The organism is Neisseria sicca, from assembly GCF_003044565.1.
Taxonomy (GTDB): Bacteria; Pseudomonadota; Gammaproteobacteria; order Burkholderiales; family Neisseriaceae; genus Neisseria; species Neisseria sicca_A.
This window is the reverse complement of the sequence record NZ_POXG01000003.1, coordinates 79,516-92,290: the sequence shown is the minus strand read 5'-3', so window position 1 is coordinate 92,290 and position 12,775 is coordinate 79,516. Positions and strand designations below refer to the sequence as shown.

Here is a 12,775-nt window from a genome sequence, read left to right as displayed (position 1 = left end):
TGAAATCAGGAGTTTCAGACGACCTTTTTATGTCGGTAAATCAACTTCAAGCCATCATTCAATCAACTTTAAACTCAGCAAACTTTTTACGAAATCCAATACAACCCTGGCTCCCCCGAACTCAAAAATATGATTTCCCGAGGTACCAAAATGCCAAAGTTATATTGCTTGGCGTCTGTTTACACATTATCGGGTTTTAGTTAAAATTATTATATAAATAATAATCATAATCAATTTATGTTATTTTGCAGCTCTAAAGAAACAAAGCATTTTGTCCGCCATTCCTTTCCACACAATCGGTAAACTATTTCCTTTGTTTTATCAAAATGCCCTTCCCTTTCGTGAAGCAAGCGCATCCATATCAACGGTTCGAACAAACCGTTTAATCAATTGGCTGCAATCCCATTACATTCGGTTCACGTTTTATTTTCCGATGCCATCTGGAAGCATTTCAGATTTCGCCTATTTTCAAGCTGTTGCGAACAAAGGAAAATCCATCATGAAACCTGTCAAATCCGTCGAATTCCCCTCTACACCCAAAATATTGGTTTTATTTTTGAGTATGCTGTGGCATACACCGTTATGGGCGGAAAATGCTACTCCCACCCAAAGCGTGCATATGGATACCATTACCGTCAAAGCCCAGCGCAACCGGGATAAAAGCGGCCGCAGTCAAGTCTACACCCGCGACATCAGCAACCTGTACAAAGGAAAACAGGAAATCGAAACCTACCGCGGCAGCAGCGTAGCCGATTTAATCGGCGGTATGGCGGGAGTTTACAGCGGCGACGCACGCAACAGTGGCGCGCTCGATCCCAACATACGCGGCATTCAGGGCGAAGGAAAAGTGCCGGTAACGGTAGACGGCACGGAACAGGCAATCAGCGTATGGAGAGGATTTGAAGGCATATCCAACCGCAATTACATCGACCCGAACCTTATTAGCAGCGTGTATGTGGAAAAAGGCGCATCGGCAAACCGCGACATCCGCACCGGCATAGGCGGTTCGGTCAGCATGAAAACGCTGGAAATCGACGACGTCGTGCCGAAAGATCAAAAATTCGGCATGGAAGTCAAGATGGAAACCGGCAACAATACCATCAAACAGCGGGAATACGCCCACGCTGAAACTTGGGGTACGGACTACCGCCGTTATCCCAAACCCTATTCTTTCGACCGCATGGAATGGGCGATTATGCTGGACGATAGCGACCGCCAGGAACAACGTTTCGGCGGGCGAGGAAAATTATTTAAAGACAACGCCTTCCGCATTTCAGCCGGTATGCGCGGCGAAGTGTTTGACGGCTTGATTGCCTATGCATGGCGCGACAAGGGCAATTACTTTGCCGGCAGCAAGGGAGCGGAACGCTACGGCTACATCTCCGACGCCAGCTCCATGACCGAGGAAGAATTTACCAAAAAAGTTACCGATATTCAGCAATATACCGCCAATGTCGGTATGTATTACCATCCGTCCGGCGAAGTGGCCAACACATCCCTGAATATGCGCTCATGGCTGGCAAAAGGCACACTTAAACTGCCCGACAACCAAAAAATACAGCTCGGCATACGCCATACCAACACCCGTTTCGGCGAAATCATGCCGTACAGCATCCTGTTCGGCAACATCGGCGGCAGCAAGCTCAAACCCGACGGTTCCACCGAAACCGATATGAGTAGGCTCACCAAAGGCACGCTGATGGCGGAATGGCCGCAGGCATGGGTAAAACAGACCGCCGTCAATCTCGATTACTCTTGGAAACCCGAAAACAGCCGCTGGATAGATTTGAAGGCGGGGATTTGGGGAACGTTCAACAATTCGCAAACCAACTCCACGGGCGGCTATCCTGCATCGACCCTATTCCTCGACAAAGCATTCAACGACAAATACGCCGAAGACTGGTATTTCAAAGGCAAAGAGCCGGAATGGGACAAACTGCCGCCCAACACCAACAACCGTTTTACCGTCTTCAACGCTGCCGCCTACCGCGCCAAAAACAACCGCTTAGGCATCAATTTGTCCAACCGCATGAAGCTGACCGACACCCTCGAACTGACCCTGACGGGCGATTACCAACGCGAAAAACTCAAAGGCAGCAGCGACACCAGCTGGATACTCGCCCTGCCGCACGACGAATACCGCAAGCTGGTGTGGGACGACCCCGAAACCACCTTAAACTCCAATTTCGCCATGACCATGCCGCGCCAAGGAAAACGCAATGAATGGAATGTCGGCTTCAACTTCAAATACGAACCGACGCCGTGGCTGACCCTGAACGCCGGAGGCCGCTATACCGACTACCGCATGACCGATACCTTCGTCCGCGATTATCTGTCCAAACACCGCGACCGCTTGGAAGCAGAAGGCGAATTTAACGTATTGTCTGAAAACAGCCGCAATGTCGCCGCCATCGGTAGCAGACTGGCCACTCCAGAAGAATACCGCGCCCGCATGGATTTGAAAGCCAGATACGAAGCCGCATTGAAAGCCTATGAAGAAAGCCCCGAAGTGGTGCGTACGCACGCGGCATGGGACGCATACGACCAAAAATTTTGGGCATGGATAAACACCCTGCCCGTCCCCGATTACGCCTGGGCGTTGGAAAATATGCCCGAAGAAACGGAAAGACGGAAAAGCGGCTACCCTGATTTCCTCCCGTGGCCGCAAGAGCTGACCGATTTAAGCGAAGAATACAACAATTCAACCACACTGCCCGCCAATATAGAACAGGGCTATATGCCGCTTACCGACTGCACGACAGACCCTGCGGCAGGAAACTGCATTTATTGGAAAAACGGCGAAAACCCCGTTTCAGACGGCCGTCTGAAACAATTTACCGAAAAAGGCATCAATCAAGCCACCGGAGAAGTCGAAAACAAATACCAAGGCGGCACACTAATCGGTGCAAAAAGCCCCGTTGCCGAATACCGGCACCTGACCGAAGAAGAACTGCGCAACTCATGGAAAAAAAGCGGCCACGCCTTCGCCCCCATATTCTCTGCCACCGTCAAACTCGGCGACCACACCCGCCTGTTTGCCCGTTACACCGAATTCAAACGCTTCCCCAGCATGTATGAAGGCACATTCGGTTTCGGCAACCACAGCATCGCCAAGCTGTTCAGCATCCCCTTCGACCGCACCCGCTACCCGCTCAAACCCGAACATGCTAGGAATTGGGAAATTTCCCTCAGCCACGACTTTACCCGCCTGTTGCCCAAAATGCGCTATGCGGACGTTCGCCTGACCTACTTCCACAACAAAACCCGCAACGTCATCGACCGCAACTATACCACCTGGCAAATCAGCAATTACGACAAACAAGTCATCAGCGGCTTAGAGCTGCAAACCCGCTTCGACAACGGCCGTGTCTTCGGCGACTTAGGCGTGGTGCGCAACATGAAAAACGAAGTCTGCGACCACCGCGCCATCGAACAGCAATATGATGTGGAAATGTTTGTCCAAAAAGGACGCACTTTCCCCGTGCCTTACTGTCAAAACGGCGGCCTCACCGGCGGCTGGCTGATCAACCGCATCCAGCCGCGCTGGTCGGTCGTAGCCAACCTCGGCGGCCGCTTCCTAAACGAAAAACTCGAAATCGGTTCGCGCCTGACCTTCCACAGCCGCGTCGAAGACAAACAACAGCCCTCCGCCCGCTGGCGCGACTACTACCTGCAACGCGACGGCGCAAACAGCACAGCCTTCCGCAGCGACAACGGCAACGCCAACTGGCAGCCCGTTACTGTCGTAGATGCCTATGTGCGTTACAAATTCAACAAGCATTTCAGCGCGGAACTCACAGGCAGCAACCTAACCGACCGTTATTACCTCGACCCCATGAGCCGTTCCTATATGCCCGCCCCGGGCCGTACCCTGCGCATCGGTTTGACGGGAAAATGGTAATTTCATCTAACAGAAAACAGTCTCTTTGCGTACTGGCAAAACATTAAGGTCGTCTGAAAAACAATTTTCAGACGACCTTTGGAGAAGCTCTATTTTTAAGAAGCCAATACGCGCGGGAACAGGATTTCATTTTCCAAATGGATATGGTTGGTCAAATCGTCCACCATTTCGCGTGCCAATGTATACAGGCGCGTCCAGCTTCCGCAAGCGTTTTCGGGAACAGTCAGATTATTGGTCAATTCAAGCAGCTTGGCTACGGCTTGGTCGTGTTCCTCATGCTCGTGCATCATCACATTAATCGGCATTGCCGCTCCGCGACCGACGCCTTGTTTGATCATCGGAAACAGCATGCGCTCTTCCTTCATCATGTGCATCAGCAGTTCGTTTTGCATATAGGCAAGCAACTCCGGCACTTCAGCCGGAAAACTGTCGGCGTGTACTTCGGCAACTTTTTGCGCCAACGGAACCAGTTCTTCAAATTGCCCGCGGTGTACATCATGGTAGCGTTGCAGGATATGGTCGATGGTCGCACCAAACGGCGCGGTTTCCCATACGGTAAAATCAGTCATGGCAGTGTCCTTGGATTTGTGTCAGGTCGGCAAATTCAGACGACCTTTTTAAAGATAGATTTTTTATGAATGTATGAAACGAGTGAAGGATACACCTACAAAACTGATTTGTATAGATGAAACTAAATATAGATAACAAATTGAGAATAAAAGTAATTTATTTTTTAAAGAAAGACTGAAGCAGCCTGCCGCCTGAATTGAAGGCAAGAAAAACAGCCCGTCTTGATTAGGCAAGACGGGCTGTTTGGAATCTGGCAGAGAGGAAGGGATTCGAACCCTCGATACGCTATTCACGTATACACGCTTTCCAGGCGTGCGACTTAAACCACTCATCCACCTCTCTGTGGAATTAAACATATTTTGCTGTCTGATATTGTAGCTTAATCAGACAAATAAATCTATTCAATAAAAAATCCGGATAAGCCGGATAATTGATTTGGTGCCCAGGAGAAGACTCGAACTTCCACACCCGTGAGGATACTAGCACCTGAAGCTAGCGCGTCTACCAATTCCGCCACCTGGGCAATCAGGATGGAGATAAGCAAAGCGTCAACCAAAAGACTTGGTGCCCAGGAGAAGACTCGAACTTCCACGCCCGTGAGGACACTAGCACCTGAAGCTAGCGCGTCTACCAATTCCGCCACCTGGGCTTTGCTTTATTTCCTGTTTTGCGTTACAGTGATTGACTATTTCGCAAAGAAGCGGTCATTATATATTTTAGAAAAAGAATGTCAACCAATAAAATGAACAAAAATATTAAATCTTTAAATTTACGAGAAAAAGACCCGTTTTTGAAACGGGAGAAACAACGTTACGAACATCCGCTGCCAAGCAGGGAGTGGATCATTGAATTATTGGAGCAAAAAGGCGTGCCGTCCAAAATCGAAGTCTTGGCACGCGAGTTGTCGATTACGGAAGAAGAGTACGAATTTTTTGAACGTCGTCTGAAAGCGATGGCGCGGGACGGTCAGGTTTTAATCAACCGCCGCGGTGCGGTTTGCGCGGCGGACAAATTGGATTTGGTCAAATGCCGTGTCGAGGCACACAAAGACGGTTTCGGTTTCGCCGTACCACTAACGCCCACCAAAGACGGCGACTTCGTTTTATACGAACGCCAAATGCGCGGCATCATGCACGGCGACATTGTTACCGTCCGCCCTGCCGGCATCGACCGCAGAGGCCGCCGCGAAGGTACGGTTTTGGATATTGTCGAACGCGCACAAAGCAAAGTGGTCGGGCGTTTCTATATGGATCGCGGCGTGGCGATTTTGGAAGCGGAAGACAAACGCCTGAACCAAAGCATCGTTTTGGAACCTGACAGCGTCGCGCATTTCAAACCCGAATCCGGTCAGGTCATCGTCGGCGAAATCGAGACTTATCCCGAGCAAAACCGCCCTGCTGTGGCGAAAATCATTGAAGTATTGGGCGATTATGCCGATAGCGGTATGGAAATCGAAATCGCCGTGCGCAAACACCATTTGCCGCACCAATTCAGCGAAGCGTGTACCAAAGCCGCGAAAAAAATCCCCGACCATGTTCGTAAAAGCGATTTGAAAGGCCGCGTCGATTTGCGCGATTTGCCTTTGGTCACCATAGACGGCGAAACGGCGCGCGATTTTGACGATGCCGTGTTTGCCGAGAAAGTCGGACGCAATTACCGTTTGGTCGTGGCAATTGCCGATGTCAGCCATTATGTCCGCCCCGATGACGCTATCGATACGGACGCGCAGGAACGCAGCACCAGCGTTTACTTCCCGCGCCGCGTGATTCCGATGCTGCCGGAAAACCTGTCCAACGGCATCTGCTCGCTCAATCCCGATGTCGAGCGTTTGTGCATGGTGTGTGATATGGTCATCACTTATGCGGGCAATATTAAAGAATACCGCTTCTACCCTGCGGTTATGCGTTCCCATGCGCGCCTGACTTACAACCAAGTCTGGGATTGGATTTCAGACGACCTCGACCATCCGCACAAAGCCCAAATCGACACCCTCTACAAACTCTTCAAAATCCTTCAGAAAAAACGCTTTGAACGCGGCGCAGTGGAGTTTGAAAGCGTCGAAACCCAAATGCTTTTCGACGACAACGGCAAAATCGAAAAAATCGTGCCCGTTATCCGCAACGACGCCCATAAGCTGATTGAAGAATGTATGTTGGCAGCGAACGTCTGCGCGGCAGAGTTCCTGATGAAAAACAAACACACCGCCCTCTTCCGCAACCATTTAGGTCCGACACCCGAAAAACTCGCCACCCTGCGCGAGCAGCTCGGCTTATTGGGTTTGCAACTGGGCGGCGGCGACAACCCGACACCGAAAGACTACGCCGCGCTTGCCGAACAATTTAAAGGCAGACCCGATGCCGAATTGCTGCAAGTCATGATGCTGCGCTCCATGCAGCAGGCGGTTTACGAACCGCATTGCGACGGACACTTCGGCCTTGCCTACGAAGCATACGCCCACTTCACCTCCCCCATCCGCCGCTATCCCGACCTGACCGTCCACCGCGCCATCAAAGCCGTGTTGAACCAACAAACCTACACGCCAAACAAAAGCTGGCAGGCATTGGGCGTGCATACCTCGTTCTGCGAGCGCCGCGCCGACGACGCCAGCCGCGACGTGGAAAACTGGCTGAAAACCTATTACATGCGCGATAAAGTCGGCGAAATATTCGAAGGCAAAATCTCCGGCATGACCAACTTCGGCCTCTTCGTTACCTTGGACGGCATCCACATCGACGGCTTGGTACACATCAGCGATTTGGGCGAAGACTATTTCAACTTCCGTCCCGAAATCATGGCGATAGAAGGCGAACGCAGCGGCATCCGTTTCAATATGGGCGACAAAGTCAGCGTCCGAGTGGCACGCGCCGATTTGGACACCAGCAAAATCGACCTGACCTTGATCAGTGGCGGCACCAGTGGCAAAAAACGCCGCACTAAAACTACCGCCCCAACCGGCTCAAAAACCAAGCGCAAACTGACGGCGAAAGAAATCGACGACGCGATGAAAACACCTGTAAAACAGGAAAAACCCACCACCAAACGCCGCAGCAAAGCCCAGCCTGCCAACACACCGGCAACGTCGTCTGAAAACGGCAAAAAGAAAACTGCCAAAGCCAAAACGGCAACGGAAAAAGCCAAACGCAAAGACAAAAAGCCAAGCAAAAGCGTGAAAATTAAGGTGAAAAATCCGGATACCGCGACAACCAAGCGTAAAGGCAGAAGCAAGGCTAAATAGTTTGTCTTTTGGCTAACTTCAAAAGCTGTTTAACGGACAAGTGCGATAAAAAACGGCGGTTGTTCATCATCTATATTTCCACACAGCCGCCGCTTCATTACGCTTTAATCCGACACAAAAAGGTCGTCTGAAAACCTGTTTCCCAAGTTCTCAGACGACCTTTTTCTTTAATTATCGGACGAATCCCGTTATTTGACCTTAGTCGCCATCAGCGTATGCAACCGCCGGTTGTCAGCACGGGCGACGGTAAACTGCAAGCCACCGATCACGACTTTCTCGCCGCGCACGGGCAGGTGCCCCAATTCCTGAATGACCAGCCCGCCGATGCTGTCGGCTTCTTCGCTGCTGTAATCCGTACCGAAAAAGGCGTTGATGTCTTCGATTTCGGTTACGGCGTTGATACGCCAACGTTCGGTGGAGACGGCGTGGATGTTGTCCGCGCTTTCGTCTTCGTCAAACTCGTCTTCGATGTCGCCGACGATTTGTTCGATAATGTCTTCAAAAGTTACCAGACCCGACGTGCCGCCGTATTCGTCGATAACGATTGCCATGTGGTTGCGCTGCTCGCGGAATTCTTTCAAAAGCGCGTTCAGCGATTTGCCTTCGGGTACGAAAACGGCGGGACGAAGGATGGCTTTGAGGTTGAACTGCTCGGGATTAAACATGTATTTGAGCAGGTCTTTGGCGTGCAGGATGCCGAGGACTTCGTCTTTGTCTTCGCCGATGACGGGGAAACGGGAATGGGCGGTTTCGATGACGTAGGCAGTGATGCGCTCGATGCTGTCGTTTTCTTTCAAAACGTTCATGTGGCTGCGGGTAATCATGGCATCGCGCACTTCCAAATCGGCAAAGTCGAGGACTTTTTCCAGCCGCAAAAGTGTATCCGCGTCAAACACTTCCTGCTCGTGCGCCTGCCGCAGCAGGCTGAGTACGTCTTCGGCGGAATCGGGTTCGCCGGCAAGTCGGGAAATCAAACGTTCGAAAAATGTCGGTTTCGACCGGGTGTCGTCCATTTCAGTATTCGTCCTCTTGGTAGGGGTTGGGATAACCTGCCGCCTGCATCAGGCGGATTTCGAGTGCCTCCATTTCTTCTGCCTCGGCCTCTTCGATGTGGTCGTAGCCCATCAGGTGCAGCGTGCCGTGCATGGTCAGGTGGGCAAAATGCTGCTCAGCGGTTTTGCCCTGCTCGGCAGCTTCTTTCAAGACAACTTGCGGGCAGATAATCAAATCGCCGCAGAGGTCGTCTGAAACTTGATCGGGCAGAATTTCGCCTTCGTTCAAGGCGAAACTCAAAACATTGGTGGCGTAGTCTTTGCCGCGGTAATCGCGGTTGTAGGCTCGGGCTTCTTCTTCGTCCAAAAGAATCAGGCTGATGTCGGCGCGGCGGTATTCGTTTTTCAACGCCGCCCATGCCCAGCGGTAGAAATCGCGTTCGCCCGGAAGGTCGGCGGCGGTTGAGGCGTTTTCAAAATTCAGGCAGAAACGTTGCCGCTGCAACGATAAGAAGGGATATTTTTTGGCGCGTTTCATGCTGTAAGACTGTTGGTTTAAAATGTTTTTAGAGAATAAGTTTTATTTTACGGCAGTATGCACTACCATCATGCCGGTACACATTATAATTTATTTCGTTGCAACAGATATAGTTTAACGGCTTTTCCGACAGCTTCGCAGCGGAATACCTTTATCAACCACGGTGATTGCAAATGAACAAATTTCTTTTCCCCATACTGATTACCCTGACCGCCTGTTCCCCGCAAAACAAAATCGAAACGTCGACCGCCCAACCGACGGAAGCGACGGCAGAAAAAAACAGCGGTGATACGGTCAAAATGACTGGGACAGTCCATTATTCGCTCGAACAGGCAGAATTTACCGCCGACGGGAAAACCTATTTCCTCAACGGCGGCGACAGCCTGATGGACCAAGTAGAAAAGAACCGCCAGAGTTCCGGTTCATATAACGTTACCCTGAACAATGTCTGCATTCAGGGAAAAGTGCTGACCAAAGAACAAAACCAAGGCAACGGATTCGGCCCCTTGGGCAAGTACAGTCAGGCGGTTACCGTAGAAAGTTTGTGTTAGACTGTCGAACTTCCCGCCTCATGAATTAGAAAACCAGAAACTGCAAATGAACCCGAAAAAACTCGTTATCGCCAGCCGCGAAAGCCTGCTTGCCATGTGGCAGGCAAAACATATCCAAGGTCGTCTGAAAACCCTGTATCCCGACTGCGAAGTTGAAATCTTGGGTATGACCACGCGCGGCGACCAGATTTTGGACAAAACCCTGTCGAAAATCGGCGGCAAAGGCCTGTTTATCAAAGAGTTGGAACAAGCCTTGCAGGACGGTCGCGCCGATTTGGCGGTGCATTCGATTAAAGACGTGCCGATGGATTTACCCGAAGGCTTCGCCCTTGCCGCCATCGGCGAGCGCGCCAATCCGTTTGACGCGTTCGTATCCAACCAATATGCGCGTTTGGAAGAAATGCCCAAAGGCGCGATTGTCGGCACCTCCAGCCTGCGCCGCGAAGCCCAGTTGCGCGCCCGCTATCCGCACTTAGTCATCAAGCCCCTACGCGGCAACGTGCAAACCCGCCTGTCCAAACTCGACAACGGCGAATACGATGCCATCATCCTTGCCGCCGCCGGATTGCAGCGTTTGGAACTGGACGAACGCATCCGCCTGATTCTTTCGGAAGCCGACAGCCTGCCCGCCGCAGGACAAGGCGCGTTGGGCATCGAAATCGCCGCACACCGCACCGGCCTTCTCGACGTATTGAAACCCTTAAACCACGACACAACACACGCCTGCGTGACCGCCGAACGCGCCCTTGCCCGCGCTCTGGGCGGAAGCTGCCAAGTCCCGCTTGCCGCATATTGCACCGAAGAAAACGGCCTGCTCACCCTGCGAGGTCTGGTCGGACACTCCGACGGCTCGGTAATCTTGCAGGCAGACGCGCAAGCCCCCGCCGCCTACGCCGACGCGCTCGGACGCGCGGTCGCCAAAAAGCTGGCGGACGACGGCGCGCAGGAATTGATTGAAGCAGTGTTGAAAGAACAAGCCGAATAAATCGGTTCGCAAGAAAAGGTCGTCTGAAAACGCCACATCGGGTTCAAACCCGTTGAAACCGCGTTTTCAGACGACCTTTTTGCTTATAACTTTTGGTTTGCAGCACATAACCAATCAGTCTTTCCCGAAAAACGCCAATCGGAGTAGTATGCTACATTCCGTTCAATACACTGAAAACAAAGGTATAAATATGGCACGCTTAACTGTACACACTGTCGAAACCGCTCCCGAAGCTGCAAAACCCCGCATCGAAGCCGCGCTGAAAAACAACGGCTTCATCCCCAACCTCATCGGCGTATTGGCAAACGCGCCCGAAGCGTTGGCGTTCTATCAAGAAGTCGGCAAACTGAACGCCGCCAACAGCCTGACTCCCGGTGAAGTCGAAGTCATCCAAATCATCGCCGCCCGTACCAACGAATGCGGTTTCTGCGTAGCAGGCCACACCAAGCTGGCAACCCTGAAAAAACTCCTGTCCGAACAATCCATCAAAGCCGCGCGCGCTTTGGCGGCAGGCGAGTTTGACGATGCCAAACTGGGCGCGCTCGCTGCGTTCACCCAAGCTGTGATGGCGAAAAAAGGCGCGGTATCCGATGCCGAACTCAAAGCCTTCTTCGACGCCGGCTACAACCAGCAGCAGGCTGTCGAAGTTGTGATGGGCGTTGCCTTGGCGACTTTGTGCAACTACGTCAACAACGTCGCGCAAACAGACATCAACCCTGAATTGCAGGCGTTCGCCTGATTCTGACCCAAGGTCGTCTGAAAAGCGCCGGCAAAACCGTTTGCCCGTTTTCAGACGACCTTTTTCAAAACCGCTGTCTCTGTAACAGACCGCATCCCCTTTCAAACGGAACGCCCTCCCCGCGCCGTCCGCACACATTTTCAAGGATAAGATCATGAACCGTGAAACCTTATTGTCTCAAGTTGCCGAACTCGTCAAAGCCAAACTCAAACCCTTAGTGGACGAAATCGACCGCAATGGTTTGTATCCCGAAGATTTTATGCGCGAACTCGGCGCCATCGGCGGTTTCGGCGCAGTCGGTACGGAAGCGGAAGGCGGCAACGGCTTAGGTTTGGCGACGCAAACCGCCGTCCTGCGCGAAGTCGGCAAAGAATGCGGCGCGACCTCGTTCAGCACATGGTGTCAGGCGGCTTGTGCGTGGTATCTGCACCAAACGCCCAACCAAGCCGTCAAAGATAAATACCTCGCCGACATCCTGCAAGGCAAAGTCTTGGCGGGTACGGGCATGTCCAATACCGTCAAACACCTCGCCGGCATTGAAAAACACAACCTTCAAGCCGAGCGCGTGGACGGCGGCTACAAAGTCAACGGCGCGCTGCCGTGGGTATCCAACATCGGCGAAGACCACATCTGGGCGAATACCGCCCAAATCGGCGACAGCTACGTCATGTTTATCACCGGCGGACAATGGGAAGGCGTGACCCTGCAAGCCTGCCCCGAATTTTGCGCCCTCGAAGGCACGCGCACGTTCAGCCTGAATTTCAAAGACGTATTCATCCCTGACGAAGACGTAATCGCCGCGCCCAAAGAGTTCTCCGACTACATCGCCACCATCAAGTCCGGCTTCATCCTGCTGCAAATCGGCATCGGCGCGGGTGTGATCGACGGCAGCCTCGGCATCATCCGCATCGCCAACGTCGTCAACGCCGATGTCAACAGCTATCTCGACGACTGCTACGACAGCCTCAAAGCCGCTTTGGACGAAGCATGGCAAACCACCGAAAAACTGGCAGATTTGGCTTGGAACAACACGCCCGACAACCTCGCCACGCTGAAACTGCGCGCCGCCGCCGCCGAGCTGACGCTTGCCGCCGCCCAATCCGCCGCCTTACACGCCGGCGCAAAAGGCTACCTCATGCGCAGCCCCGCCCAACGCCGCGTCCGCGAAGCCATGTTCGTCGCCATCGTTACCCCCGCGTTGAAACACTTGCGCAAAGAAATCGCGGCATTGGAAGCGGCATAAGGTTTCGAAACAGAAAAAACA

Annotated in this window: 9 protein-coding genes and 3 tRNA genes; 6 read left to right on the top strand and 6 right to left on the bottom strand. The window is 52.4% G+C overall.

Annotated features, from left to right (window positions below):
- Positions 1-499: 499 nt before the first annotated feature.
- Positions 500-3,901: a TonB-dependent receptor domain-containing protein gene (locus DBZ16_RS07525; RefSeq protein ID WP_107813537.1), complete on the top strand. Its 3,402-nt coding sequence runs from the start codon at positions 500-502 to the stop codon at positions 3,899-3,901.
- A gap of 95 nt (positions 3,902-3,996) precedes the next feature.
- Here DBZ16_RS07525 and dnrN read toward each other — a convergent pair whose 3' ends face one another.
- From dnrN to DBZ16_RS07505, 4 genes are all read right to left on the bottom strand, one after another.
- A complete protein-coding gene (gene dnrN, locus DBZ16_RS07520; RefSeq protein ID WP_003757595.1) occupies positions 3,997-4,470 on the bottom strand; it encodes an iron-sulfur cluster repair protein DnrN in 474 nt (157 codons plus the stop codon).
- Between the two features lie 252 nt (positions 4,471-4,722).
- Positions 4,723-4,813: transfer RNA gene (locus tag DBZ16_RS07515), tRNA-Ser, on the bottom strand.
- A gap of 94 nt (positions 4,814-4,907) precedes the next feature.
- A tRNA-Leu gene (locus DBZ16_RS07510) sits at positions 4,908-4,994 on the bottom strand.
- Positions 4,995-5,033: 39 nt separating this feature from the next.
- Positions 5,034-5,120 (bottom strand) — tRNA-Leu (locus DBZ16_RS07505).
- 93 nt (positions 5,121-5,213) lie between these two features.
- Between DBZ16_RS07505 and rnr the strand changes: the two genes are divergently transcribed.
- Positions 5,214-7,706 carry a ribonuclease R gene (rnr, locus tag DBZ16_RS07500; RefSeq protein WP_107813753.1) on the top strand — a complete coding sequence of 831 codons (2,493 nt, stop codon included), beginning with the start codon at positions 5,214-5,216 and terminating at the stop codon, positions 7,704-7,706.
- A gap of 188 nt (positions 7,707-7,894) precedes the next feature.
- Here rnr and DBZ16_RS07495 read toward each other — a convergent pair whose 3' ends face one another.
- Together DBZ16_RS07495 and ybeY are read right to left on the bottom strand one after the other, a co-directional pair.
- Positions 7,895-8,719 carry an HlyC/CorC family transporter gene (locus DBZ16_RS07495; RefSeq protein ID WP_003779152.1) on the bottom strand — a complete coding sequence of 275 codons (825 nt, stop codon included), beginning with the start codon at positions 8,717-8,719 and terminating at the stop codon, positions 7,895-7,897.
- A gap of 1 nt (position 8,720) precedes the next feature.
- A complete protein-coding gene (ybeY, locus tag DBZ16_RS07490; RefSeq protein WP_070656185.1) occupies positions 8,721-9,236 on the bottom strand; it encodes an rRNA maturation RNase YbeY in 516 nt (171 codons plus the stop codon).
- A 173-nt stretch (positions 9,237-9,409) separates the two neighbouring features.
- On the opposite strand from ybeY, the gene DBZ16_RS07485 reads away from it, so the two are divergent.
- The 4 genes from DBZ16_RS07485 to DBZ16_RS07470 all read left to right on the top strand — a co-directional run bounded on the left by DBZ16_RS07485 (position 9,410) and on the right by DBZ16_RS07470 (position 12,754).
- The gene (locus DBZ16_RS07485) at positions 9,410-9,787 is read left to right on the top strand and encodes a hypothetical protein (RefSeq protein WP_107813536.1); all 378 of its coding nucleotides are present in this window, start codon (positions 9,410-9,412) and stop codon (positions 9,785-9,787) included.
- Positions 9,788-9,833: 46 nt separating this feature from the next.
- Positions 9,834-10,772 carry a hydroxymethylbilane synthase gene (hemC, locus tag DBZ16_RS07480; protein WP_107813535.1) on the top strand — a complete coding sequence of 313 codons (939 nt, stop codon included), beginning with the start codon at positions 9,834-9,836 and terminating at the stop codon, positions 10,770-10,772.
- Between the two features lie 190 nt (positions 10,773-10,962).
- Positions 10,963-11,511, top strand: a complete 549-nt coding sequence (locus DBZ16_RS07475) for a carboxymuconolactone decarboxylase family protein (RefSeq protein WP_107813534.1) — start codon at positions 10,963-10,965, stop codon at positions 11,509-11,511.
- A 154-nt stretch (positions 11,512-11,665) separates the two neighbouring features.
- A complete protein-coding gene (locus tag DBZ16_RS07470) occupies positions 11,666-12,754 on the top strand; it encodes an acyl-CoA dehydrogenase family protein (RefSeq protein ID WP_107813533.1) in 1,089 nt (362 codons plus the stop codon).
- Positions 12,755-12,775: the final 21 nt, after the last annotated feature.

What these genes read in the sequence shown, in the direction of transcription:
- DBZ16_RS07475 (WP_107813534.1), top strand. Translation starts at nt 10,963, where the DNA reads ATGGCACGCTTAACTGTACACACTGTCGAAACCGCTCCCGAAGCTGCA.
- DBZ16_RS07495 (WP_003779152.1), bottom strand. Translation starts at nt 8,719, where the DNA reads ATGGACGACACCCGGTCGAAACCGACATTTTTCGAACGTTTGATTTCC.
- dnrN (WP_003757595.1), bottom strand. Translation starts at nt 4,470, where the DNA reads ATGACTGATTTTACCGTATGGGAAACCGCGCCGTTTGGTGCGACCATC.
- hemC (WP_107813535.1), top strand. Translation starts at nt 9,834, where the DNA reads ATGAACCCGAAAAAACTCGTTATCGCCAGCCGCGAAAGCCTGCTTGCC.
- rnr (WP_107813753.1), top strand. Translation starts at nt 5,214, where the DNA reads ATGAACAAAAATATTAAATCTTTAAATTTACGAGAAAAAGACCCGTTT.
- ybeY (WP_070656185.1), bottom strand. Translation starts at nt 9,236, where the DNA reads ATGAAACGCGCCAAAAAATATCCCTTCTTATCGTTGCAGCGGCAACGT.
- DBZ16_RS07525 (WP_107813537.1), top strand. Translation starts at nt 500, where the DNA reads ATGAAACCTGTCAAATCCGTCGAATTCCCCTCTACACCCAAAATATTG.
- DBZ16_RS07470 (WP_107813533.1), top strand. Translation starts at nt 11,666, where the DNA reads ATGAACCGTGAAACCTTATTGTCTCAAGTTGCCGAACTCGTCAAAGCC.
- DBZ16_RS07485 (WP_107813536.1), top strand. Translation starts at nt 9,410, where the DNA reads ATGAACAAATTTCTTTTCCCCATACTGATTACCCTGACCGCCTGTTCC.